Raw genomic sequence first — 25241 nt, 5'->3', positions numbered from 1 at the left:
GCGGGCTAGACCAGGGGGCAGCCGGGCGCGGAACCGAAGGGACACGTATGCCTCAGCCGTACGACGTCATCACGATGGGCCGGATCGGAGTGGACCTCTATCCCCTTCGGACGGGGGTCCCGCTGGCACGCGTCGACACCTTCGGGAAGTTCCTCGGGGGCTCCGCCACCAACGTCGCGGTCGCTGCGGCCCGGCTCGGCCGGCGCGCCGCGGTCGTCACCCGCACCGGCCGGGACGCCTTCGGGGACTACCTCCATCAGGCGCTCCGCGACTTCCGGGTCGACGACCGCTGGGTGACGGCGGTGCCCGGGCTGCCGACGCCCGTGACGTTCTGCGAGATCTTCCCGCCGGACGACTTCCCGCTGTACTTCTACCGGCAGCCCAAGGCCCCTGACCTCGAACTGCGCGCCGAAGAGCTCGACATGGAAGCGATCGGCGCGGCGCGGGTCTTCTGGATGACCGGCACCGGGCTGTGCGCCGAGCCCAGCAGGGAGGCCACACTGGCCGCACTGGGGCACCGGGCGAAGTCCGGGACGACCGTCTTCGACCTGGACTGGCGGCCCATGTTCTGGGAGGGCTCCACCGGAACCGCGGCCGACGAGGCCCGGCCGCACTACGCGAGGGCGCTCGCCCAGGCCACCGTCGCCGTCGGCAATCTCGAGGAGTGCGAGATCGCCACCGGGGAGCGGGAGCCGCACGCCGCCGCCCGTGCGCTGCTCGGCGCCGGCGTCGAACTGGCCGTGGTCAAGCAGGGGCCCAAGGGTGTGCTGGCCGTGCGCCGGGACGGCACGACCGCGGAAGTGCCTCCGGTCGAGGTCGAGGTGGTCAACGGACTCGGCGCGGGTGACGCGTTCGGCGGGGCGATGGTCCACGGGCTGCTGGCCGGCTGGGAGTTGGAGCGGGTCATGCGGTTCGCCAACGCCGCGGGGGCGATCGTCGCCGCCCGTCTCGCCTGCTCGTCGGCCATGCCCTACGCCGCAGAGGTGGACGCCCTCCTCGACGGCCGTGCCCCCGGCCCCGAACCGTGCCCCGACCCCGCGTCAGGTGCGGACGGGAACCCCGGACCGGCCGCGGCGCCCGGAGGGGCGTCGTGACCCGCGTCGACCTCTCCGACCTCGTCAGGATCAGGGCCCGCCACCCGGAGGCCGTGGCCGAGGCGGCGGCCCGCCGGCGGCGCAGGCCGCTCGTCGGACCCAGCGGCCGACTGATGATCGTCGCGGCCGACCACCCCGCCCGCGGCGCGCTCGCCGTCGGCGACCAGCGGTACGCGATGGCCAACCGGCTGGGCCTCCTGGAGCGCCTGTGCACCGCACTCGGGCGCCCCGGCGTGGACGGAGTGCTCGCGACCGCCGACATCCTGGAGGACCTGCTCCTGCTCGGGGCACTCGACGACAAGGTCGTCATGGGGTCGATGAACCGCGGCGGCCTCGCCGGTGCCGCCTTCGAGCTGGACGACCGCTTCACCGGACACCGCGCCGAGGACCTCGCGCGCCTCGGCTTCGACGCGGGCAAGCTCCTCCTCCGTATCGACTACGACGACCCGGGCTCCCTGGCCACCCTCCACTCCACCGCCCGGGCCATCGACGAGATGGCCGCCCACCGGCTGCCGGTCTTCGTCGAGCCGTTCATCTGCCGCCGGGTCGACGGGGTACTGCGCAACGACCTGTCCGCCGAGGCGGTCACCCGCTCCATGGCGATCGCCTCGGGCCTCGCCGGGACATCGGCGTACACCTGGCTCAAGATCCCCGTCACGGAGAACCCCGACGACATGGCGCGCGTCATGGAGACCTCGACGCTCCCCGCGGTGCTGCTCGGAGGCGATGTGGGCGACACCGCGGCCGGGCAGGCGGCGGCGTACGAGAAGTGGCGCGGCGCACTGCAACTTCCCACGGTCCAGGGTCTGGTGGTGGGCCGGTCACTGCTCTATCCGGTCGACGGCGACGTCTCGGCGGCGGTCGACACGGCCGTGGGCCTGCTCTAGGGGGTACGGAGGACTCATGGACCACAGGGACGACACCGCACACGAGCGCCATCTGCGGGCGGGGACCGCGGCCGACGGGCCGTACGCGCTCGACATCGAACCCGAGACGGCCGGCTGGGGGTACTCCGCGCTGCGGATCCTGGAGCTGGCCCCCGGCGCCTCCCATCTGCTGGACACCGGCGACAGCGAGTGGATCGTGCTGCCGCTCGCCGGCGGGTGCACGGTGCAGACCGATGGCGCGACCATGGAACTGCTGGGCAGAGCAAGCGTGTTCGCCGGAGTCACCGACTTCGCGTACGTCCCGCGCGATGCCCGGGTACTGATCGCCTCCGGCGCGGGAGGCCGCTTCGCCCTGGCAGGAGCGAGGTGCGAGCGACGACTCCCCGCTCGCCGCGGCCCCGCGCCGGAGGTCCCCGTCGAGGACCGCGGTTCGGGCACCTGCACGCGCCGCGTGCACAACTTCGCCGCCGCCGGCTCCTTCGCCTGCGACCGCCTCATCGCCGTCGAGGTGCTGACCCCCGGAGGCAACTGGTCCTCGTACCCGCCGCACAAGCACGACGAGAACCGCCCCGGCGAGGAGACGGAGCTGGAGGAGATCTACTACTTCGAGATCGAGGGCGAGCACGGCCTCGGCTACCAGCGCGTGTCACCGTCCCGTCCCGGCGGCACCGACCTTCTCGCCGAGGTCCGCAGCGGTGACGCCGTCCTCGTCCCGGACGGCTGGCACGGTCCTTCCATCGCCGCCCCGGGCCACGACATGTACTACCTCAACGTCATGGCCGGCCCGGGGCCCGAGCGCGCCTGGCGGATCTGCTTCCACCCCGACCACACGGAGGGCTACCGATGAGCGGACAGAGGCTGACCGTCGCCCAGGCGCTGCTGCGCTTCCTGGCCCGCCAGTACACCGAGCGGGACGGCCGCAGGCAGCGGCTCGTCGGAGCCATGTGGGGCATCTTCGGCCACGGCAACGTCGCCGGAATCGGCCAGGCCCTCCTCGAGTCCGAGGAGATGCCCTTCGTCCAGGGCCGCAACGAGCAGGCGATGGTGCACGCGGCCGTCGGCCACGCCCGCCAGTCGAACCGCCTGTCCACGCACGCCGTCACGACCTCCATCGGCCCGGGCGCCACCAACCTCGTCACCGGAGCGGCCCTCGCCACAGTCAACCGGCTCCCGGTCCTGCTCCTGCCCGGCGACACCTTCGCGACCCGCCCCGCCGACCCGGTCCTCCAGCAGTTGGAGGTCCCGTACGCGGGCGACGTCTCCGTCAACGACTGCCTGCGCCCGGTCTCGGCCTACTTCGACCGGATCACCCGTCCCGAAGCGCTGATCCCGGCCGCCCTCGCCGCGGCGCGGGTGCTCACCGACCCGGCCGCGACGGGGGCGGTCACGCTCGCACTGCCGCAGGACGTGCAGGCGGAGGCGTACGACTGGCCCGAGGAGTTCTTCGCCGAGCGCGTCTGGCAGGTGCGCCGGCCGCAGCCCGATCCGGAGGAACTCGCGGCCGCGGTCCGCGCCGTACGGTCCGCGCGGCGGCCCCTGGTCGTCGCGGGCGGGGGAGTGCACCACAGCAGGGCCGAGGGCGCGCTGCGGACCTTCGCCGAAGCCACCGGGATCCCCGTCGCCTCGACGCAGGCCGGGAAGGGCTCGCTCCCCCACGACCACCCGGCGGACGTCGGCGGCATCGGTCACACCGGCACCGCGACAGCCGACGAACTCGCCCGGTCGGCCGACCTGGTCATCGGCGTCGGCACCCGCTACACCGATTTCACCACCGCCTCGGCGACCCTCTTCGCCGATCCCGGTGTGCGCTTCCTCAACCTCAACATCACCGGCTTCGACGCCCACAAGCTCGCCGCGCTCCCGCTCGTCGCGGACGCCGGGGCCGGACTGGAGGCGCTGACCGAGGCCCTGGAGGGACACCGTGTCGAGGACGGCTACGAGACGCGGTACACGCGCGACAAGGAGCACTGGGAGCACCGGGTCGACGCCGCCTACGAGGCGCCCGACGCCGACGTCCGCCCCACCCAGACCCAGGTCCTCGGCGTGCTGGACGGCCTGGTCACCGGCGACGACATCGTGATCAACGCGGCGGGCTCCCTCCCGGGCGACCTCCACAAGCTGTGGCGGACGCGCTCCCGTGACCAGTACCACGTGGAGTACGGCTACTCGTGCATGGGCTACGAGATCCCCGCGGCGATCGGGGTCGCCATGGCCGCGCCCGGGCGGCCGGTCTGGGCGCTCGTCGGTGACGGTACGTATTTGATGAATCCCACCGAAATCGTCACAGCGGTCCAGGAGAACGTCCCGATCAAGGTCGTCATCCTGCAGAACCACGGGTACGCGTCGATCGGCGGTCTCTCCGAGGCGGTCGGCTCGGAGCGGTTCGGCACGGACTACCGCCACCGGGAGCCCGGGGCACCGCAGGCCGGAGGGCCGGGAAGCCCCGGGGACTCCGGCGGAGGCGCTTACACGGGCACGCCGCTCCCGGTCGACCTCGCAGCCAACGCCGCCTCCCTCGGAATGCGGGTCATCCGCGCCAAGACCGTGCGTGACCTGCGCGAAGCCCTTGCCGAGGCCCGTGCGTCGGACCGGCCCACATGTGTCTACGTCGAGACCGAAACGGCAGACACTGTGTCGGGCGCGCCCCCGGCACAGGCGTGGTGGGATGTTCCTGTGGCCGAGACCGCGGCCCGGCCGTCGGCGGTCAAGGCCCGGGAGGAGTACGACCGGCAAGTCGCAGCCCGGCGCCGCCATCTCTGAGGGACCTGAAGGAGCTTTCCGTCATGACGAAGACCGTCAACCACTGGATCGGTGGCAAGACCGTCGAGGGCGCGTCCGGCAACTGGGGACCGGTCACCGACCCGGCGACCGGTGCCGTGACCACGAGGGTCGCGCTCGCGTCCGTCGAGGAGGTCGACACCGCCGTAGCCTCGGCCAAGGCCGCCTTCGAGACCTGGGGCACCTCCTCCCTGGCCCAGCGCACCTCGATCCTCTTCCGCTTCCGCGCGCTGCTGGACGCCAACCGCGACGCGATCGCCGAGCTGATCACCGCGGAGCACGGCAAGGTCCACTCGGACGCGCTCGGCGAGGTGGCCCGCGGTCTGGAGATCGTTGACCTTGCCTGCGGGATCACCACGCAGCTCAAGGGCGAACTGTCGACCCAGGTGTCGAACCGGGTGGACGTGGCGGCCATCCGCCAGCCCGTGGGGGTCGTGGCCGGCATCACGCCGTTCAACTTCCCCGCGATGGTGCCGATGTGGATGTTCCCGCTCGCCATCGCCTGCGGCAACACCTTCGTCCTCAAGCCGAGCGAGAAGGACCCGTCCCCGTCGCTGAAGCTCGCCGAGCTGCTCGCCGAGGCGGGTCTGCCGGACGGCGTCTTCAACGTCCTCCAGGGTGACAAGGTCGCCGTCGACCGCCTCCTGGAGCACCCGGACGTCTCGGCGATCTCCTTCGTCGGCTCCACGCCGATCGCCCGCCACATCCACACCACCGCCTCGGCGAACGGCAAGCGCGTCCAGGCGCTCGGCGGCGCCAAGAACCACATGCTCGTCCTGCCGGACGCCGACCTGGACGCCGCCGCGGACGCCGCCGTCTCCGCCGCGTACGGCTCCGCGGGCGAGCGCTGCATGGCGATCTCCGCGGTCGTGGCCGTCGGCGCCGTCGGAGACGAGCTCGTCGGCAAGATCCGCGAGCGGGCCGAGAAGATCAAGATCGGCCCGGGCGACGACCCGACGTCCGAGATGGGCCCGCTCATCACCAAGGCCCACCGGGACAAGGTCGCCTCGTACGTCCACGGCGCCGCGGACCAGGGCGCAGACGTCGTCCTCGACGGCACGGGCTACACCGTCGACGGCTACGAGGACGGCCACTGGATCGGACTGTCACTCCTCGACAAGGTGTCGACCGACTCCGACGCGTACCGGGACGAGATCTTCGGCCCCGTCCTGTGCGTGCTGCGCGCCGACACCTACGAGGAGGGCCTCGCGCTCATCAACGCCTCTCCGTTCGGCAACGGCACGGCGATCTTCACCCGTGACGGCGGCGCCGCCCGCCGTTTCCAGATGGAGGTGCAGGCGGGCATGGTCGGCGTGAACGTGCCGATCCCGGTCCCGGTGGGCTACCACTCCTTCGGCGGCTGGAAGGACTCGCTCTTCGGCGACCTGCACATCTACGGCAACGACGGCGTGCAGTTCTACACCCGCGGCAAGGTCGTCACGACCCGCTGGCCGGACCCCTCCGAGCCCCACGGCGGAGTCGACCTCGGCTTCCCGCGCAACCACTGACGCCCCCGCGCCCGGCCCCCGGGCGCCCCGGCAACACCCTGCGGCCCGTACGGAACCCTCACCCCGTACGGGCCGCATGCTGCGCGGCGGGCCGCCGGTCCTGGTGCACCGGTGCGGGCCCCGGCCCGCTGACCCGGCCGAGAACGCCGGAATGCGGATTCCGGTGGCGCCCGTCAGGGGTTCGAGTCCTTGCTCTGACGGTGAGAGATCTGTTTCCGCGCCGTGCGCCACCGCGACCGGGCCTGTCCGACCACCTTGTCCCACTGCCGGCGTACCTCGCGGTCGGAAGGGCGGTGGCCCCGGCGGATGCGGCCGAGTTCGTCCCGTACTTCCCGTCCCAGTGCCGCCGACACGACCAGGACGAGCATGGCCGCGAAGAGGGCGGAGATCATCGCGAAGACCGCGCCCACGACCCCGTAGCGCGCCGCGGACGAGTTGAAGAGGCGCGGCAGGTAGACGGGCGCGCCGACCGAATAGGCTGCCGTCAGAACGGCGCCGACGACGCCGAAGGGAAGCAGGGCCGACCGGCTGATCCGCTTCGCCGACAGGATCCAGCCGCTCCACACGAGGAACGCGGCGTTCACCGGTACCGCGCACACCAAGGCGGCCAGCCCCAGCGCGTAACCGCCGAGGAGCGCGGAGAGCAACGCGGTGACCGCCGCGTAGCCGCCGAAGGTGAGGATCCACCACAAGCCGTTGCGGGTGTTGCGCACACTGAGGGGCTTGAGATCCCAGGTCTGTTCGAAGAGCCGCTGTGCCGCCCGCGCGAAACTGAGCACCGAGATCGTCAGGAACACGACCCCGAAGATCCCGAAGCTGACACTGGCCCCGTCGGCGGTGGAGAACAGCGAGTTGACCGCCGTGGCGCCTGCTCCGGTGAGGTGGTAGCGCCGGATGATCTGCGCTGCCGCGTCGTAGTGCGCGAAGAGGGCGCCGAGGAGGATGGAGAGCGGGACCAAAGCAGTCAACGCGCTGGAGGCCAGGGCCATCGAGCGGTCGAAGCCCACGATCTTCTGGAAGCGGTTGACGACCCGCAACATGAAGTCAGGCCGCAGCCAGAACGTCAGTGTTCTGACGAGGCGCTCTCGATTGATCCCCGTCGTCCTGCCCTCCGTGAAGATCAGCACCTTGGTGAGCGACGCGAGCCTAACGGACGGTTGCCGGACCGATGGAGGGCGACACGGGAAGCGGCACGCCGACCGCGCGACTGCCCGAGCCCCGCGCGCAAGGCGTCCCTTGCGCCACGGGGGCGGATCTGGAGGCCGCCGGACGGCGGATGCCCGAGGAGCGGGCCTGCCCCGTCGGGGGAAGGGCTCCTCGGGCATGTCGCGGCAGCGGTGCGGCCGGAGCCGCCGCCGAAGCGGCGGGGACGGCTCCGGCCGGGACGCCGGACCGGACGACCGGGCCGTCCGTCCCGGCCGGGCCGCGCGATCAGAACAGCGAGTGCAGCAGCTTGTTCGGGGAGCCCGTGCGCGGGTCCGTGACCTTGCCGCTGGTCGCGTTGTTCACCAGGGCGTCGCGGACCTGAGCCGGTGACGCCGTGGGGTGGTCCGCCAGGTAGAGCGCGGCGACACCCGCGGTGTGCGGAGTGGCCATCGACGTGCCGGAGATGGTGTTCGTCGCGTTGTCGCTGTCCTTCCACGCCGAGGTGATGTCCACACCGGGCGCGAACAGGTCCAGGCAGGACCCGAAGTTGGAGAACGAGGCCCGCCGGTCCGTCCTGTCCGTGGCGCCGACGGTGATCGCCTCGGGGACGCGGGCCGGCGAGTAGTTGCACGCGTTCACGGGGATGCCGATCAGAATGCCGTTGCCCGCCGCGATCGAGTAGCTGACACCCGAGGCGATGGACCGCTTCACCGCGTTGTCCAGGGCGGCGCTGGCGCTGCCGCCGAGGCTCATGTTGGCCACGGCCGGCTTGGCCGCGTTCGCCGTCACCCAGTCGACGCCGGCGATGACACCCTCGGTCGTTCCGGAGCCGTCACAGCCCAGGACGCGTACCGCGATCAGGTTCACGCCCTTGGCGACCCCGTACGACTTGCCGCCGACGGTGCCGGCGACGTGCGTGCCGTGGCCCTGGCAGTCCTGGCCGTTCTGGCCGTCGCCGACGGTGTCGGTGCCGACGCTCGCCCGGCCGCCGAATTCGCCGTGCGAGGTGCGGATGCCGGTGTCGATGATGTAGGCGTTCACGTTCGATGCCGTCGTGTCGTGCGTGTACGTCGTCGACAGCGGCAGATCGCGCTGGTCCACTCGGTCCAGACCCCAGGTCGCGTTCGTCTGGGTCTCGTTGAGGCGGATGACGCTGTTCTGCTCGACGTACGCCACGCGCGGGTCGGCGGCGAGTCGTTCGGCCTTCGCCTTGGACATGGAGGCGGAGAAGCCGTTGAGCACCGACCGGAAGACGTGCTTGGGGGTCACGTCCTCGTCGGCGGTGAGTTCGGAGACACGGGTGCCGCCGTCCTTCAGGACGACGATCCAGCTGTTGTGTACGGCGGTTGCAGTGGGGGCGAGACGGAGATCGCCGAGCGGCGCGCTGTGCGCTGTGGGGGTGACGGCGAACTGGAGACCGGCCGCGACGACGACTGCGGGGAGCAGCGCGCCCATGCGTATGGAGCGGCGGGCAGTGAATCTCATCTCGTGCACCTGACCTCTCTCTTTGATCGGAACACGACAAGCATCCGCGCGGCGGTGCGGATGCCGGCACAGCGTCTCGTGAGGTGATGCGGCACACAAGGGGTTGTTACCGATGGGTTAGATCAAAAGCCCTGGTGGCATGGGCAATTTGGCGGACATCGGCGACATCTGTGTGGTGCACGCAGGCGTTTGCGGCCCATCCCGGCGTCCGGATGAAACCGCCCAAACGTGACCTGTCGTGAAGTATCTTCCGAAGATGGTGGATTCGGCCTGCTCAGGACGGATCCGGGCAGGGCCGGAGGCATGGCTCGACCCCCGTCCGCGCACTCGCGTCCCGTCTCCGTGTACCGCGGTTGGTGTACGGCGGGGCAGCCGGTACTACCCGAGGAGGTCATGCAGTTCCGACCGGCGGCAGCGGCAGCCGGGCGAACCGTCCGCTTATGGTTTCGGACATGAGGATCCGACTCCCCGGACGAGCCGTGCTGTCCCGGCGCCGAGGCCGATGGCTCGCGGCCGTCGCCGCCTTCGCCGTGCTCGCGGGCGCCGGCACCTGGACCGCAGCGGCCTCGGACGACGAGGCCACGGTGCACCGCGAGGACCGGGTGCTGACCATGCCGGGCGCGAGGATCGACACCTCGTACTTCACCGCCGGGGACGGCCGCCGGCCCGCGGTGCTGATCGGCCACGGCTTCGGCAGCAGCAAGGACTCCGTACGGCTGCAGGCGGAGGCGCTGGCCAGGGACGGGTACGCCGTCATGACCTGGTCGGCGCGCGGCTTCGGCAGGTCCACCGGCAGCATCGGGCTGAACGACCCCGAGCACGAGGTAAAGGACGTCTCACGGCTGATCGACTGGCTCGCCGGGCGACCCGAGGTGGAACTGGACGCCGAGGGCGACCCGCGCGTGGGAGTCACCGGTGTGTCCTACGGAGGTGCCGTCTCCCTGCTCGCGGCGGGCCACGACCGCAGGGTCGACGCCATCGCTCCGCAGATCACGTACTGGAACCTCGCCGACGCACTGTTCCCGGACGGCGTGTTCAAGAAACTCTGGGCGGGCATGTTCTTCACGGCCGGTTCGGCCGGCGGGTCGGGGCTCGTCCCCGACGCCGGCGAACCGCTGGCGGACGCTCCCGCCGAGGACGGCCCGGGTACCGGCAGGGCCCGGGACGGTGACGGAGCCGGCACGGAAGCGGGCACCGAGGCCGGCGGCGGAGCCCCGACGCAACTGGGCGCCGGCGGCCGTGCTTCCGGCGCGGCGCAGCCCGCGGCCGCCTGTGGACGCTTCGAGCCCGCCCTGTGCGCCATGTACGAGCGCGTCGCGACCAGCGGCCGGCCCGACGCCGAGGCCAGGGCCCTGCTGGAGGCCCGCAGCCCGTCCGCCGTCGCCGACCGGATCAAGGTCCCCGCGCTCATCGTCCAGGGACAGTCCGACTCGCTCTTCCCGCTCTCCCACGCCGACGCCATGGCCGAGGCGATCACCGGCAACGGCGCGCCCGTCGCCGTCGACTGGATCGCCGGCGGGCACGACGGCGGCGACCTGGAGGCGGGCAGGGTCCAGGGACGGATCTCCGCCTGGTTCGACCGGTACCTGAACGGGAACAAGGCCGTGGACACCGGCCCCGCGTTCCGCGTCAGCCGGACCGGAGGAGTCGACTCCACCGATGGGCAGGCAACCCTGCGCGGAGCCACCGCCGACGCGTACCCCGGCCTGGCAGCGGGCCGCCGCGAGTTCGCACTGACCGGCGGGACGCAGTCCTTCCGCAACCCGGCAGGGGCCAACCCGCCGGGGATCTCCACCGTGCCCGGACTGGGCGGCGGACTGTCCCGGTTCTCCTCGCTCGGCGTCGGGCTCTCGCTCGACTTCCCCGGGCAGCACGCCCGCTTCGACTCCGCTCCGCTCGACCGCCGCACCCGGATCACCGGTTCGCCCACCGTCCGGGTGAAGGTCGGCTCGGACAGCGGGGAAGCGGTCCTCTTCGGCAAGGTCTACGACGTCGGCCCGGACGGCCGCCGGCAGGTGCTTCCCTCCCAGCTCGTCGCCCCCGTGCGGATCGAGGACGCCAAGGCGGGCCGGACCGTCGAACTCACGCTTCCCGCCGTGGACCACGAGGTCGAGGCCGGCCACCGGCTCCGGCTCGTGCTCGCCGCCACCGACCTCGCCTACTCGTCCCCCGCCGCCCCGGCCGCCTACGCCGTCACGCCGGCCGGGCCCGTGACCGTGCCCACCGCACCCGGCGTCACCACCCAGGCGGCCGGAATGCCCTGGTGGGTGTGGGGCCTGCCCGCCGCGGGCGCCGTCGTGGCGGCGGCGCTGCTGCTCACCGCGCACCGCAGGACCGCGGCGCCCGCCCCCGACACCGGGCTCGCCGAGGTACCGCTGCAGATCACCGATCTCACCAAGCGGTACGCCAAGTCGGCCGACCGGTACGCGGTGCGGGACCTCTCCTTCCGCGTCGAGAAGGGCCAGGTGCTCGGCCTCCTCGGCCCGAACGGCGCCGGCAAGACCACCACGCTCCGCATGCTGATGGGACTCATCACCCCCGACGACGGCGAGATCCGGGTCTTCGGACACGCCATCAGGCCCGGCGCGCCCGTCCTCTCCCGGGTCGGCGCCTTCGTCGAGGGCGCGGGCTTCCTGCCGCATCTGTCCGGCCGGGAGAACCTCGAGCTGTACTGGCGGGCCACCGGCCGCCCCGCCGAGGACTCGCATGTCGAGGAGGCCCTCGAGATCGCGGGCCTCGGCGACGCCCTCGCCCGCGCGGTCCGCACCTACTCGCAGGGCATGCGGCAGCGCCTCGCCATCGCGCAGGCCATGCTCGGACTGCCGGACCTGCTCATCCTGGACGAGCCCACCAACGGACTGGACCCGCCACAGATCCGCGAGATGCGGGACGTGATGATCCGGTACGCGGCCGGGGGCCGGACCGTCATCGTCTCCAGCCACCTCCTCTCGGAGGTCGAGCAGTCCTGCACGCATCTCGTCGTCATGGACCGCGGCAGGCTCGTGCAGGCGGGCCCCGTAGCCGACATCACCGGCGCGGGCGACACGCTGCTGGTGACGACCGCCGAGGAGCCGTCCGCGCCGCTCGTGGAGAAAATCGCCGCACTGCCGGGGATCGGCTCCGCCGTCCGCGCCGACGGCGGCGGGTTGCTGGTCCGCCTCGACGGTGCGAGCGCCGCCGCCCTGGTCGCCGAACTCGTCAGGCTCGACGTGCCGGTGACCGGAGTGGGACCGCACCGGCGCCTGGAGGACGCGTTCCTCACCCTGATCGGAGGAGCATCCGCATGAGCAGCAGCCCCATGCGCACCGAGGCCCGCGCGGCGAGCGTGGCGACCGCGCCCGGCTACCGGGCGCGCCGCACCCTGCCGCTGCGCGTCGAGGCGGTACGCCAGCTCAAACGGCGGCGGACGCTCGTGATGGGCGCGATCCTGGCGGCCCTGCCGTTCGTGCTGATCGTGGCCTTCGCGATCGGCGGCTCACCGGACGAGCGCGGCGACGGCGGCGGCAGCCGGATCAACCTGATGGACACGGCGACGGCGTCAGGGGCGAACTTCGCGGCCACCTGCCTGTTCGTGTCGGCCGGGTTCCTGCTGGTGGTGCCGGTCGCGCTGTTCTGCGGCGACACCGTCGCGTCCGAGGCGAGCTGGTCCTCCCTGCGCTATCTGCTGGCGGCGCCCGTCCCCCGGTCCCGGCTGCTGTGGTCGAAGCTGGCGGTCGCGCTGGGCTTCAGCGCGGCGGCGATGCTCCTGCTGCCGCTGGTCGGACTGGCGGTGGGGACCGTGGCGTACGGCTGGGGGCCCCTGCGACTGCCGACCGGCGGCTCGCTGGCGACGGCCGACACCCTGCCCAGACTCGCGCTGGTCGTCGCCTACATCTTCGTCTCCCAACTGGTCACCGCCGGGCTCGCGTTCTGGTTGTCGACGAAGACCGACGCGCCGCTGGGGGCGGTCGGCGGCGCGGTCGGGCTGACCATCATCGGGAACGTCCTGGACGCCGTGACGGCGCTGGGCTCGTGGCGCGACTTCCTGCCGGCGCACTGGCAGTTCGCCTGGGCGGACGCGCTCCAGCCCCAGCTCGAATGGGGCGGGATGCTGAAGGGCACGGCGGTGTCCGTGACCTTCGCTGTCGTGCTGATCGCCCTCGCCTTCCGCGGATTCGCACGCAAGGACATCGTGTCCTGACCGCCGCGGGGACCCCGCCTCGTACGGCGTGGGACGCCCATCCCGCGTCCCACGCCGTACGTGTGTGCGGCGCGCGCCGACGGTTCCGGTACCGGGGGCCGTTGCCGCATCGAGACTCATCCGCAACGCGTTCGTCTGCTCCTTCCGGCCCTCGCGGACGTCACATTCACAAGTGCTGACGATTTCAGGGGGTGGGGCATGACAGCCCGGACGAGGACGCGATCGGCGCAGTCAGGGGCACGTGCCGGATGGAGGAGGGCGGCGCTGGCGGCGCTGCTGGCCGGGGCGGTGCTGCTGACGGGCTGCGGGGCGGGAGCGCAGTCCGACGGTACTTCGGCGGAGGGCGGCCAGCGCCGCGCGGACGGCGCTCCGGCGCCGATGCCGCCCGACGGCGGCGGTCGCGCGGCCGAGGGCGACCGAGGCGAGGGAGCGGACGGAACACAGGACGCGGACAAGGGCGACGCCGTCCGCGCGCCGGACCTCGTGTCCACCTTCGCCCTGGACGTGGACACGGCCTCCTACGGATACGCGCGCCGGACGCTCGCCGCCGGCCGGCTGCCGGACCCCGGATCGGTGCGGCCGGAGGAGTTCGTCAACAGCTTCCGCCAGGACTATCCGCGCCCCGAGGGCAACGGCTTCTCCGTGACCGTGGACGGCGCGCGGGTGGCGAGCGGGGACGGCGGGAACTGGTCGCTGATGCGGGTCGGACTGGCCACGCGACCGTCGAGCAGGACGGCCGAACGGCCACCGGCCGCCCTCACGTTCGTCGTCGACATCTCCGGGTCGATGGCGGAGCCCGGCCGGCTCGACCTGGTCAAGGAGTCCCTGGGCATCCTCACGGACCAGCTCCGCGACGACGACTCCATCGCCCTGGTGACCTTCAGCGACGAGGCCGAGACCCGGCTCCCGATGACCCGTCTCGACGGCAACCGCGACCGGATCCACGAGGTCGTCGCCAGTCTTGAACCGACCGACTCCACCAATGTGGAGGCGGGCGTCAGCACCGGATACGACGTCGCCGTCGAGGGCCGCAGGCGCGGCGCCAACAACCGTGTCGTGCTGCTCTCCGACGCCCTCGCCAACACCGGCGAGACCGAGGCGGACGCCATCCTGGAGCGGATCGGGAGCGCGCGGAAGGAGTTCGGCGTCACGCTCTTCGGCGTCGGCGTCGGCAGCGAGTACGGCGACCAGTTGATGGAACGGCTCACCAACCGCGGCGACGGACACACCACCTACGTCTCCACCCCCGCCCAGGCCCGGAAGGTCTTCGTCGACCAGCTCCCCGCCCATCTGGAACTGCGCGCCCGCGACGCCAAGGCGCAGGTCGCCTTCGACCGCGGAACGGTGGAGGAGTTCCGCCTCGTCGGATACGAGAACAGGCACGTGGAGAACGAGGACTTCCGCGACGACCGGGTGGACGGCGGCGAGGTCGGCCCCGGCCACGCGGTGACCGCGCTGTACGCGGTACGGCTGAAGGAGGGGGCGTCCGGCCACGTCGCCACGGCGACCGTCCGCTGGCTCGACCCGCGCACCAGGGCGCCGCGCGAGGCCACGGGCAGCGTCGGGGCGGCCGGGATCGACGGCGATCTGTGGGCGGGCGAAACCCCGCCCCGCCTTCAGGTCAGCGCCACGGCCGCGTACTTCGCCCAGCGGCTGCGGGGTGCGGAGACCCCCGGCGCGCCCCGGCTGGGGGACCTGGCGGAACGGGCGGACGGACTGGCGCGCCGCACGGAGGACGCCTCCGTGCGCCAGCTCGCCGAGTCGATCCGGAGCGCGAACAAGCTGCTGGGCTGAGGACCGGCCGCCGGCGGCGGGCGCGGCTCGGTGAACTCCACCGGCCCGGGCCCGGACGGCGGCGGGGCGGGCCGGGACCGGACGGCGAGGGGAGGCGGGCCCGGTGGATGGCCACAGGGCCCCCGCCCCTCGTCCGGCGCCGCCGCCACGCCCGGCCCCGGAAGGCCGCCTTCCTGGTGCGCCCCGGCAAGTGTGCTGCGGCGAGGTGCCGTTGGCGCCATGATGAGCACCATGGCCGACCTGCTGCTCGCCCTGGCCGTCATCTCGACCGGTCTCTACGCGGGGTTCATGCTGATCTTTCAGACGGGCGTCATGCCCGGGCTCGCCAGGCTCTCCGACGACGGGTTCGTGCCCGCGATGCGGCGGATCAACGAACAGGTCCCGCGGCCCGTGTTCCTGGTGGTCTTCCTGGCCGTCGTCGTGTTCCCCGCCGCCGCCCTCGCCGTACCGGGAGAGGGCGCCCCGGACACCCGGATGTGGCTGGTGGCGGCGGGGCTCGGGTGCGCCGCGCTGAACCATCTGGTCACCATCGCCGGGAACATCCCGTTGAACAACGCGCTGGCGTCCTCGGAGTCGTCGCCGGACTCCGAGGTGCGCGCCGCCTTCGAGGCCAGGTGGAACCGCTACCACCGCATCCGTACCGGCCTGATCCTCGCGGCGTTCGTCCTCCTCGTCGGCGCCGCGCTGACCTGACGCGAATTCGACGCGCCCGGGCCGGTGAGGCCCGCGCGCGGTGACGCCCGGTCCCGGGCCGGTGAGGCCCGCGGGCCGCCTGCTTCCGGAGCGGATCAGCGGCCGGGCAGCTCCTCGCCGCACCGACTGCAGTACCGGGCGTCGGACTCGGCCGCCAGGCGACCGCACTCCGTGCAGACCCGGTCCAGCAGACAGGCGGCTTCGCCCCCCTCGGCCGTCGCCGCGGCCGTCTTGATGGCGAGCCCGGGACGCCGACGGTGCACGCTCAGCTGCACCAGGCCCTCGGGGCCCGCGCGCAACGCCCGCCGGCTGCCCCGCGGCAGCCAGACCACAGAGCCTGCGACCACGTCCTGTGGCCGGCCCTCCAGTTCGAGCACTCCGCCACCCTCGGCCACGTACAGCAGCACGTCCAGGTCGGGTTCCACATGACCGGCGATCCGGCCACCGGCGGGCAGCCGCACCACGTTCGCGTCGAGCTGCCGTGACTCCTCCGCCAGGCGCCAGAGCGCGCCGGCCCGGTCCGGGGGCAGATCGCCGGTCAGCTCGGTCAGCAGTGCGAGCACGCCTGGCCGGGGAGTGGGCGCCATGTGTCGTTCCTCCTGCGCTCGTGTCCCCAACGGGTCCTTCCGGACCCCAAAGCCCCGCATGTTACCCCGTGTTGCATACCCACCCGAGCCGGACAAGCCACGTGCGCCGCCGCCCGGAGGGGGCTCCGATCGCCACCCGGGGGCCCGCACTGCGCCGAGCGGGTGAGGCGCCCCGCCGTGGCCGTGCCGTGGTGACGGTGCCGTGAACAGGGATGCGCATACGGTCGTCTCGTGCTCTTTCCTGTCCGCACCCGACACCGGCGCCCCGCACTCCGGCACGGCTCCGCGCCAGTGCCCCATGGCGGAGCCACCGCCGAGGCGTACCGCGGAGCGACCCCCGAGGCGTACCGCGGAACCGCACCGGTGGTCCTCGGCGTACCCGGGCCCGTGACCCGTCGTGGAGCGTGGCTGCCACGACGGGAAGGCCCGTCACGACGGGAAGGCCCGCCGCGACGGGAAGGCCCGCCGCACGCCGCCCCGTGAGGCGCCGAGCAAGCCCGACGCCCCGTCCCGTACGCCGATCCTTCCGAGGAGCAGCCATGTCCCGTCCCCTCAACTCCCGCGGAGTGCGGCGCATCACCCTGGACGCCGACGGTCTGCCGCTCTCCGCCCTGCTGGCGGTCCCCGTGGGTACCCCGCGCGCCACGGTCGTCGCCCTGCACGGCGGGGGCATGAACGCCGGGTACTTCGACGGCCAGGCGGACCCGGGCCTGTCACTGCTCACCCTGGGCGCCCGCCTGGGCTACACGGTCCTCGCCCTGGACCGCCCCGGCTACGGAGCCTCCGCCGAACGGCTGCCGGAGGGCCAGACCCTCGCAGAGCAGGCCGCGTCGCTGAGTGCCGCGCTGAACGGCTTCACCTCCGTCCACCCTTTCGGCGCCGGCCTGTTCCTGCTCGCGCACTCCTACGGCGGCAAGCTCGCGCTGACGGCGGCCGCGCGGGCCGTCCACGACCTGCTGCTCGGGCTGGACATCTCCGGCTGCGGCCACCGCTACGATGTCGCCCCGGAGGAACTGCCCGACGAGGGCGCCCACGGAAGCCGCAGGCTGAACTGGGGGCCGCTCAGTCTGTACCCGCCCGAGACCTTCACCGCCGCCGCCTCGGTCGTGGCCCGGATGCCGGCGCGGGAGCGCGCCGAAGCGGCCCGCTGGCCCGAGGAGTTCCCGGCCGTCGCCGCGGACGTACGCGTCCCGGTCCGGCTGACCTTCGCCGAGTTCGAGGCGTGGTGGCGCCACGACGAGGAGTCCGTCTCCGAGCTGACGGCACAGCTCGGAGCGGCACGGATCGTGGTGGACCGGCTGCCGGGGGCGGGGCACAACATCAGCCTCGGGTGGGCGGCCCGCGCCTACCACCTGCGGGCTCTGGGCTTCCTTGAGGAGTGCCTGCAGTCCGCCGGCGCCGGCCCGGACGCGTCCGGCGCGCCACCCGAGCCGCACGCGGCGGCGGTCTGATCCGTGACGGGCCCGTTCCGCTCGCTGGCGGTACGCAACTTCCGGCTCTTCGCCGCAGGCCAGGTCGTGTCCGTGGCCGGTACCTGGATGATGATCGTCGCCCAGGACTGGCTGGTTCTCGCCCTGACGGACGACTCCGCCGGAGCGCTCGGGGTCGTGACGGCCCTGCAGTTCGCCCCGTTGCTCCTCCTCACCCTCTTCGGCGGGCGCCTGGCGGATCGCCACGACAAGCGGCTCCTGCTGACGGTGGCCAACGCGATCTCGGCGGTCCTCGCCCTCGTGCTCGCCGCCCTCGTGCTGAGCGGGGCGGTGCGCCTGTGGCACATCGGCCTGTTCGCGCTGGGTCTCGGCGTCGTCAACGCGGTCGAGGTGCCCGCCCGGGTTTCGTTCGTCAGCGAGATGGTCGGCGCGGAACTGCTGCCGAACGCGTCGGCACTGAGCGCCGCGTACTTCAGCACCGCCCGTGTCGTCGGGCCGGCTCTGGCCGGGCTGATGATCGCAGCCCTCGGCACGGGCTGGGTGATGCTGCTGAATGCGGCGAGCTATCTGGCCACGGTGGTGGCGCTGCGCATGATGCGTCCACAGGAGCTCCATCGAAGCGCCCCCGAGAGCCGGGCGAGGATCGTGGACGGGCTGCGTCATGTGCTGGCCCGGCCGGACCTGGTGCTGCCGCTGGCGCTGCTCGCCGTCGTCGGACTGTGCGGGCTGAACTTCCAGCTCACCCTCCCGCTGCTGGCGAAGACCGTCTTCGGGGCGGACGCGGATGCCTTTGGGTTGCTGACCACGGCGTTCGCCGCCGGCTCGCTCGTGGCCGCGCTCGTCACCACCGCGCGCCGAGGCCGCCCGTCCGGGCGGACCGTGGTCGTGTCGGCGCTCCTGTTCGGGGTGCTGGAGACGGTTGCCGGATGGTCGCCGGGTTTCATGGCCGCCATGGTGCTGCTCTCGCTCACCGGCTTCGCCTCGATCTACTTCGTGCAGGCGGCGAACCACCGCATCCAGCTGGGCAGCGACCCTCGCTACCGCGGCCGGGTCATGGCGCTCTACACCTTGATCGTCCAGGGGTCCACCCCGTTCGGCGCACTGGGGACCGGCTGGCTCGCCGAGCGCTTCGGAGCCCGCTCCGGGCTCGTCGTGGGCGGCCTGATGTCGCTGCTCGCGGCGATCGCGGCGCTGCTGGTCGAGCGTGCGACGGCCAGGGGTGCCGCCGCCCGGGGCCCGGACCCGCAGGCAGCCGGAGACGGGAACGGGACCCGACCCGGCTCGGCGGGTACGGCATCTCGGCCGCCACCGCAGGCACCGCAGGCACTGGAGGCCCCGGAGGCACCGGAAGCCCGGGAAGCACCGGCGGCAGTGGAGTTGCCGGAGCCACCGGACCCGAGGGAGCGGGACAGGACGGTCTGACGCGTCCGGCCGTGCCACGCGGTGTTCCCGCCGCCGGGAGCGTGCCGAGCCCGGCGGGCAGCCGCATCCGCCTGCGGCAGCCGTTCCGGCGGACGTGCCTCGGCCCACGTCCCGTACGGGCGCGTCCGCCCGGGAGCCGGTGCGCATACCCTGCCTGTGCGCACCGCCTCAGCCGCCGACCGGGGGACCGACGTGAGCCAGCAGCCGAACAACTCCAGAGAACCTGTGCCGCCCGTGCCGTCCGGCCGGCCCCGACGGCCGGGCACCGGCGGACCGTCCGGGTCCGGCGGGAAGCCGTTCCTCTACGTCGTCGTCTGCGCCGCGGGGATCGCGGGCGGCGTCGGCAAGCTCATCACCGCGGCGCAGGAGCGGAACTGGGACGTCGGGGTGGTCGCCACTCCGCAGGGACTGGACTTCATCGACCGGAACGCGGTCGAGGCCCAGACCGGCTTCCCGATCCGTTCGGCCTGGCGGCGGCCCGGCGACCCCCGCCCGCTGCCTCCTCCGGACGCGATAGCGGTCGCCCCGGCCACCTTCAACACCATCAACAAGTGGGCGGCCGGGATCTCCGACACCCTCGCCCTGGGCATCCTCTGCGAGGCGTACGGCTCGGGCGTCCCGATAGCCGTGCTGCCGTGCCTGAACGCGGCACAGGCCGCCCACCCCGCGTACCGCCAGAGCCTGGAGCGGCTGCGGGGCATGGGCGTACGGATCGGTTCCCACGAGCCGTCGGCGCAGCCGGAGACCGGCGGCGCCGACGTGTTCCGCTGGGAGGAGGCGCTCGAACTGCTCACGGCGAGGCCGGCTCCCTGAACACGTACCGATGATCGGTCGGCACCGCCGGTCTCTCCACGCGCCTTGTCGGCGTGCCGGGGGACGAGCGGGCCTTCGGGCCCGCTCGTCCCCCGGTGGCTTCGCCCGGCTCAGTGGGGCCGTGCCCCGTGCACCTGGCGGAGGCGCCTAGCGGAGCGACCGCAGGCCCGTGCGGACTTCCTGGACGAACAGCTCCGGCTGCTCCCAGGCCGCGAAGTGGCCGCCCTTGGGGAGCCTGTTGTAGTGGACGAGGTTCGGGTACGCCTGCTTCGCCCAGCTCAGCGGAGCCTGGTAGAGCTCGTCGGGGAAGACACTGACGGCGACCGGGAGGGTGACGCCCTTGGCGCCGAAGAACGGGGACTTGTTCTCGGCGTAGAGACGCGCCGCGGAGACCGCCGTGTTCGTCAGCCAGAACAGCGTGATGTTGTCCAGGACGTCGTCACGGGTCAGGCCCTCGCGCTGCCCGGCGAACGAACGCGAGATCAGGGCCAGGCTGTCCCGGTCGTGGTCGAGCATGAAGGCCGCCAGACCGACGGGAGAGTCCGCGAAGGCCGTCAGCGACTGCGGACGCGACCCCATCATGTAGGCGTAGTAGACGTGCCGGTACACGAAGTCGAGCTGCTCGACGGCCGCCTTCTCCTCGTCGTTGGCGAGGACGACGTCGGACGGCAGCGGGTTCCCGGCCACGATCGCCGCCTCGATGGCGGGCGGAACCACCTTGGGCATGTTGGTGTGGATGCCGATCAGGCCCTCGGGCCGCTGCACGGCCATGGTGTCGGTGACCACCGCGCCCCAGTCGCCGCCCTGCGCGGCGTACCTGGTGTAGCCGAGGCGCTTCATCAGTTCGCCCCAGGCACGGGCGATGCGCTCGGGTCCCCAGCCGGTGGTGGTGGGCTTGCCGGAGAAGCCGTACCCCGGCATGGACGGGATCACCAGGTGGAAGGCGTCGGAGGCCTCCCCGCCGTGGGCGGTGGGGTCGGTGAGCGGCTCGACGATCTTCAGCTGCTCGACGACGGAGCCGGGCCAGCCGTGCGTGACGATCAGCGGCAGCGCGTCCTCGTGCTTGGAGCGCACGTGGATGAAGTGGATGTCGAGTCCGTCGATCTCGGTGATGAAGTGGGGCAGGGCCTTCAGCTTCGCCTCGACCTTGCGCCAGTCGTACTCCGTCGCCCAGTAGCGTGCGAGCTCCTGGATGGTGGCGAGCTGGGTGCCCTGCGACTGATCGGTGACGGTCTCCTTCTCGGGCCACCGCGCCGCCAGGATGCGTGCGCGCAGGTCGTCGAGCTCCGCGTCGGAGAACTCGAAGGTGAAGGGGCGTATCGCCGTCGTTCCGGGAGTCACGGACATGTACGTCTCCTTGGTGTGGTGGGCGACCTCGTGTCGCCTGCTCGACCACAGTCGCTCCGCCGCGCGGGCGTCGACCCGGGGAAAACCCCGGGTGTCGACCCCGTGGTCGCCCCCGGGGTGCGGCGTCCGGTCCCGGGCCGGGGATCTCCGGTGCACGACGGACCAGGGGCGTTGAGGAGTGGCGTCACCGATCGGGGATCCCTGCTCACGCTCCGTCCGTTCCGCGCTTCCGGGGAACGGGTCCGCGCCTCCGGAGAAAGGGTGCGCAATGCGGAGAAGGAGTCCGGTTCTTTGAAGGAAGGGGGAAAATGGGTAAATGTGCTAAGTGCGAGCCGATCGCGACAGGCTGTCGGGAAGCGGCTTTCCGCAGCCGAGCGGTCGATCCGGGTGTTCGCCCGCCGGTGCACGCCGGAGTGGCGCGACGAGGCTCAGCAGGCAGCCCTCCCCGTCACGACCCGGGCTTCACCGTCGGTCGCACACGCAGCGAGCAGCCGACCGGAAAGTCGAAGCATGAGAGCGCCTGCCGGCGACCCACAGGTGGGACTGCGCGGCCGGGAGCACGAGAAGGCGGCGCTGGACCGGGCGCTGGCCGAGGCGCGCTCGGGCACCAGCGCCGTCCTGGTCCTCCGCGGTGAGCCGGGCATCGGCAAAACCGCGCTGCTGGAGTACGCCGAGCACCGGGCGACCGGCTTTCGTACCATCGGCGTCGCAGGCATCGAATCCGAGATGGAGCTCCCCTTCGCGAGCCTCCACCAGCTCTGCGCACCCCTCCTGGACGAACTCGATCGCCTGCCCGGGCCGCAGCGCGATGCCCTCTCGGTCGCGTTCGGGCTGAAGGAGGGCAACGCACCGAACCGGTTCCTCGTAGGTCTGGCCGTGCTCGGTCTGCTGGCGGGCGCCGCCGAGGATCAGCCGCTGGCCTGCCTCGTCGACGACGCGCAGTGGCTCGACGAAGGATCCGTTCAGGTGCTGGCGTTCGTGGCCAGGCGTCTGCAGGCCGAGTCGGTGGCACTGGTCTTCGCCCTGCGGGAGTCCGATGACGATCGTGCGCTGACCGGGCTGCCGGAACTGACCGTCGAGGAGCTCAGCGAGCACAACGCTCGAACGCTGCTCACCTCCGCCGTACGCGCACCGCTCGACCCGCTGGTCCGGGACCGCATCGTCGCCGAGGCCCACGGCAACCCGATGGCCCTGCTGCAACTGCCGCGCCTCCTCGCCCCCGCAGAACTGGCGGGCGGATTCTGGGTCCCCGACAGACGGCCTCTGGCGGGCCGTATCGAGAACGCCGTACACCGGCAGTTCCAGTCGCTTTCGCAGGACGGCCGGCGGCTGCTGCTGACCGCAGCGGCCGAGCCGACCGGAGACGTGTGTCTGCTGAGGCGCGCCGCCGGGCTGCAGGGCATTCCGGAGGACGCCGCGGCGGCCGCAGAGAGCGCCGGGCTCGTCGAGTTCGGCGCCAGGGTCCGTTTCCACCACCCCCTCGTGCGTGCGGCCGTCTACCGGACGGCGTCCGCGCCGGACCGCCGGGCGGCGCACCGGGCGCTGGCGGAGGCCACCGACCCCCGTCGTGATCCAGACCGCAGGGCCTGGCACCGTGCGCACGCGGCAGCAGAGCCCGACGAGAGCGTCGCCCTCGACCTGGAACGCTCCGCGGACCGGGCCCAGGGCAGGGGAGGAGCCGCCGCGGCGGCTTCGTTCCTGCGGCGCGCGGCGGAACTGACCCCCGACCCCGGGCGCCGTGTCACGCGCGTCCTGGCGGCCGTCCAGTACGAGATCGACGCCGGCGCGGCCGAACAGGCCCACGACCTGCTCGCCACCGCGGAGTCCGGCCCGCTCGGCGACCTGCAGCGCGCCCGCCTCGAGCGGCTGCGGGCCCGGCTGGTCTTCTCCCAGGTGCGCGGCGGTGACGCGCCCCGGCTCCTGCTCGACGCCGCGAACCGGCTGGCGCCCCTCGACGCGGCCCTCGCCCGTGACACGCTGCTGGAAGCGACCGGCGCCGCGATCTTCGCCGGGCGGCTGAGCCAAGGGCCCGCGGAGCGGACGGTGGCCGAGACGGCCCGCGCCGGCCCGCCGGCCCCGGTGCCGCCGAGAATGGTCGACGTCCTCCTCGACGGCATGACCGGCCTGATCATCGACGGCCACGCCGCCGGCGTCGACGGACTGCGGCGTGCGCTGGACGCCGTCCGGCGGGAGCAGAGAGCGGGCGTGACGGGTGCGGACGGGCGCTGGCTGTGGCTGGCGTTCCGGGTGACGCCCGAACCTCTCGCCGCCGAACTGTGGGACGACGACGCCTGGCACGATCTGGCGACGGGCGCCGTCGGAATCGCCCGCGAGGCGGGCGCCCTCGCCGTCCTCCCCATGGCACTGACCTACGAGGCGTGCTTCCGCGTGCACGCCGGTGAATTCGACACCGCGGAGACCCTGATCGACGAGGCGACGGCGATCTCGGAGGCCATGGGCGGCGTGCCCATGATGTACACGTCACTGGTGCTCGGCGCCTGGCGCGGACACGAGTCGCGGGCAATGGAATTGATCGGGACGGTCGCCGAGGAGGTGAGTGCCCGGGGCGAGGGGCGCGTGCTCGGCCTGGCGGACTACGCGACCGCGGTGCTCTACAACGGCCTCGGGCGCTACGACACCGCGCTGGCCGCCGCGACCAGCGCGTGTCAGTACGAGGATCTGGGCTTCCACGGCTGGGCTCTGGCCGAACTGATCGAGGCGGCTCATCGCCGCGGGCAGCCGGCGACCGCGGAGGCCGCCCTGGCCGGACTCACCGAACGCGCCCGCGCCGCCGGCACCGAGTGGGCCCTCGGCGTGGAGGCCTCCGCGCGTGCGCTGCTGAGCGACGACGCAGCCGCCGATGCGCTCTACCGGGAGTCGATCGAGCACCTCGGCCACTGCCGTGTCGCCCTCCATCTGGCCCGCGCCCGGTTGCTGTACGGCGAATGGCTGCGTCGCCGGAACCGCCGTCCGGAGAGCCGTACCGAGCTGAGTGCCGCCTACGAGGCGTTCAGCCGCATCGGGGCCGACGGCTTCGCCGAGCGCGCCCGCCGGGAGCTCATGGCGGCCGGGGAGAGCGTGCGCAAGCGGACGGCCGGTGCCGTCTCCGAACTCACCAGCCAGGAGGCCCAGATCGCCAGGCTGGCCGGGGACGGGCACACCAACCACGAGATCGGCTCCCAGCTGTTCATCAGCCCGCGCACGGTGGAGTGGCACCTCGGCAACGTGTTCGCCAAACTCGGCGTCACCTCCCGCCGACACCTTCGCTCCGCGCTGTCCACGCCGCGACCGGGGACGCGGGCTGCCTGAACCGGCAGGCCCACGCCGGCAGTTGGCGGCCACCGTCCACCCCTGCGCCTGCCGCGACCTGCGTACGGCACCGGTCGTGTGCGGCGAGCGACCGGCCGAAGTACTCGGGCGGGAGTGAGTACTTGCGCTCTGCCCGGTCTCGAGGCGCGCCGGGAGGCTGAGGACATGCGACAACGACTCCTGACGCTCGTTCCCCGGCTGCCGGCGACCTTGGTGCCGGCCCTCGCGGCGCCGGTGCTGTGGGCCGCCTGGCTGGGCTGGGACCAGCACCGCGACGTGCAACGCGACGGAACGACCACCGGGCCGTACGAGCCGTGGCAGGTGATCGGACTGGTGCTGACCCTGCTGGTGCCGGTCTGCTGGGCCGCGTCCCGTCGCCGTATCGCCGGCGCCGTGCTCGGCACCACGGGCGGCCTGACCGCCGCCGCGTACTGGGACTGGTCGGACGACGGCAGCGGCCTGTTCGTGGTCGGCGTGGGGATGGTGACGGTGGGAAGTCTCATCGCGACCACGGCCGTTTCCGCCGTGATCGCCTCCGCGAAACGCCACGGCCCCCCGGCAGCCGGCCACGCCTAGGGGACGCGTCCTGGCCGCCACCCGCGCTTACGCGTCCACTACCGTCCGCCCGCTAGGGTCCCGCTGACCAGCAAGAAGGCCCTCCCGGTGGGAGGGCCTGCGGGCCGTGCACTCTGTGCGCCCCCGGCAGGACTCGAACCTGCGGCCAAGCGCTTAGAAGGCGCCTGCTCTATCCGCTGAGCTACGGGGGCC

18 protein-coding genes and 1 tRNA gene are annotated in these 25241 nt (G+C 72.8%); 14 read left to right on the top strand and 5 right to left on the bottom strand.

Features of this window, described 5'->3' with window-relative positions:
- Positions 1-47 precede the first annotated feature (47 nt).
- The 5 genes from iolC to BLT82_RS12810 are packed head-to-tail and all read left to right on the top strand — an operon-like array spanning position 48 to position 6267.
- Positions 48-1094, top strand: coding sequence for a 5-dehydro-2-deoxygluconokinase (iolC, locus tag BLT82_RS12830; RefSeq protein WP_093654069.1), 1047 nt, complete (start codon positions 48-50; stop codon positions 1092-1094).
- Positions 1091-1981, top strand: a complete 891-nt coding sequence (locus BLT82_RS12825; RefSeq protein WP_093654067.1) for a Cgl0159 family (beta/alpha)8-fold protein — start codon at positions 1091-1093, stop codon at positions 1979-1981. Before iolC ends, BLT82_RS12825 begins: the two co-directional genes overlap by 4 nt.
- 16 nt (positions 1982-1997) lie before the next feature.
- Complete coding sequence (iolB, locus tag BLT82_RS12820) at positions 1998-2828, top strand: 5-deoxy-glucuronate isomerase (RefSeq protein WP_093654065.1); 831 nt, start codon at positions 1998-2000, stop codon at positions 2826-2828.
- Positions 2825-4741, top strand: coding sequence for a 3D-(3,5/4)-trihydroxycyclohexane-1,2-dione acylhydrolase (decyclizing) (gene iolD, locus BLT82_RS12815; RefSeq protein WP_093654063.1), 1917 nt, complete (start codon positions 2825-2827; stop codon positions 4739-4741). The genes iolB and iolD overlap by 4 nt, the downstream gene beginning before the upstream one ends.
- A gap of 23 nt (positions 4742-4764) precedes the next feature.
- Positions 4765-6267, top strand: coding sequence for a CoA-acylating methylmalonate-semialdehyde dehydrogenase (locus BLT82_RS12810; RefSeq protein ID WP_093654061.1), 1503 nt, complete (start codon positions 4765-4767; stop codon positions 6265-6267).
- Positions 6268-6440: 173 nt separating this feature from the next.
- On the opposite strand, the gene BLT82_RS12805 is transcribed toward BLT82_RS12810, so the two are convergent.
- Both BLT82_RS12805 and BLT82_RS12800 read right to left on the bottom strand, forming a co-directional pair.
- Complete coding sequence (locus tag BLT82_RS12805) at positions 6441-7394, bottom strand: YihY/virulence factor BrkB family protein (protein ID WP_244291941.1); 954 nt, start codon at positions 7392-7394, stop codon at positions 6441-6443.
- A gap of 304 nt (positions 7395-7698) precedes the next feature.
- A complete protein-coding gene (locus BLT82_RS12800) occupies positions 7699-8868 on the bottom strand; it encodes a S8 family peptidase (protein WP_093654059.1) in 1170 nt (389 codons plus the stop codon).
- Between the two features lie 482 nt (positions 8869-9350).
- On the opposite strand from BLT82_RS12800, the gene BLT82_RS12795 reads away from it, so the two are divergent.
- The 4 genes from BLT82_RS12795 (at position 9351) to BLT82_RS12780 (ending at position 15565) form a co-directional block, all read left to right on the top strand.
- Entirely contained in the window at positions 9351-12185 is a 2835-nt protein-coding gene (locus tag BLT82_RS12795) for an alpha/beta fold hydrolase (protein WP_093654266.1), read from the top strand.
- Complete coding sequence (locus BLT82_RS12790) at positions 12182-13078, top strand: ABC transporter permease (RefSeq protein ID WP_093654057.1); 897 nt, start codon at positions 12182-12184, stop codon at positions 13076-13078. Before BLT82_RS12795 ends, BLT82_RS12790 begins: the two co-directional genes overlap by 4 nt.
- A gap of 198 nt (positions 13079-13276) precedes the next feature.
- Positions 13277-14872: a vWA domain-containing protein gene (locus BLT82_RS12785; RefSeq protein ID WP_093654055.1), complete on the top strand. Its 1596-nt coding sequence runs from the start codon at positions 13277-13279 to the stop codon at positions 14870-14872.
- 231 nt (positions 14873-15103) lie between these two features.
- Complete coding sequence (locus BLT82_RS12780) at positions 15104-15565, top strand: anthrone oxygenase family protein (protein ID WP_093654264.1); 462 nt, start codon at positions 15104-15106, stop codon at positions 15563-15565.
- Positions 15566-15660: 95 nt separating this feature from the next.
- Here the strand turns inward: BLT82_RS12780 and BLT82_RS12775 are convergent, their stop codons facing one another.
- Positions 15661-16152: a cupin domain-containing protein gene (locus BLT82_RS12775; RefSeq protein ID WP_093654053.1), complete on the bottom strand. Its 492-nt coding sequence runs from the start codon at positions 16150-16152 to the stop codon at positions 15661-15663.
- A 539-nt stretch (positions 16153-16691) separates the two neighbouring features.
- On the opposite strand from BLT82_RS12775, the gene BLT82_RS12770 reads away from it, so the two are divergent.
- The 3 genes from BLT82_RS12770 (at position 16692) to BLT82_RS12760 (ending at position 19817) form a co-directional block, all read left to right on the top strand.
- Positions 16692-17603 carry an alpha/beta hydrolase gene (locus BLT82_RS12770; RefSeq protein ID WP_244291940.1) on the top strand — a complete coding sequence of 304 codons (912 nt, stop codon included), beginning with the start codon at positions 16692-16694 and terminating at the stop codon, positions 17601-17603.
- Positions 17604-17606: 3 nt separating this feature from the next.
- Positions 17607-19004, top strand: a complete 1398-nt coding sequence (locus tag BLT82_RS12765; RefSeq protein WP_093654051.1) for an MFS transporter — start codon at positions 17607-17609, stop codon at positions 19002-19004.
- A gap of 234 nt (positions 19005-19238) precedes the next feature.
- Positions 19239-19817: a flavoprotein gene (locus tag BLT82_RS12760; RefSeq protein WP_093654260.1), complete on the top strand. Its 579-nt coding sequence runs from the start codon at positions 19239-19241 to the stop codon at positions 19815-19817.
- Between the two features lie 147 nt (positions 19818-19964).
- On the opposite strand, the gene BLT82_RS12755 is transcribed toward BLT82_RS12760, so the two are convergent.
- Positions 19965-21164: an epoxide hydrolase family protein gene (locus BLT82_RS12755; RefSeq protein ID WP_093654049.1), complete on the bottom strand. Its 1200-nt coding sequence runs from the start codon at positions 21162-21164 to the stop codon at positions 19965-19967.
- Between the two features lie 510 nt (positions 21165-21674).
- Between BLT82_RS12755 and BLT82_RS12750 the strand changes: the two genes are divergently transcribed.
- Positions 21675-24473 carry a helix-turn-helix transcriptional regulator gene (locus tag BLT82_RS12750; protein ID WP_093654047.1) on the top strand — a complete coding sequence of 933 codons (2799 nt, stop codon included), beginning with the start codon at positions 21675-21677 and terminating at the stop codon, positions 24471-24473.
- Positions 24474-24638: 165 nt separating this feature from the next.
- Positions 24639-25049: a hypothetical protein gene (locus BLT82_RS12745; RefSeq protein ID WP_093654045.1), complete on the top strand. Its 411-nt coding sequence runs from the start codon at positions 24639-24641 to the stop codon at positions 25047-25049.
- Positions 25050-25167: 118 nt separating this feature from the next.
- On the opposite strand, the gene BLT82_RS12740 is transcribed toward BLT82_RS12745, so the two are convergent.
- A tRNA-Arg gene (locus tag BLT82_RS12740) sits at positions 25168-25240 on the bottom strand.
- Position 25241 lies beyond the last annotated feature (1 nt).

The sequence above is a fragment of the Streptomyces wuyuanensis genome (assembly GCF_900103455.1).
In the GTDB taxonomy this organism is placed as follows: Bacteria; Actinomycetota; Actinomycetes; order Streptomycetales; family Streptomycetaceae; genus Streptomyces; species Streptomyces wuyuanensis.
The sequence above is the reverse complement of the archived record's forward strand: the minus strand, read 5'-3'. Positions and strand labels throughout refer to the sequence as shown.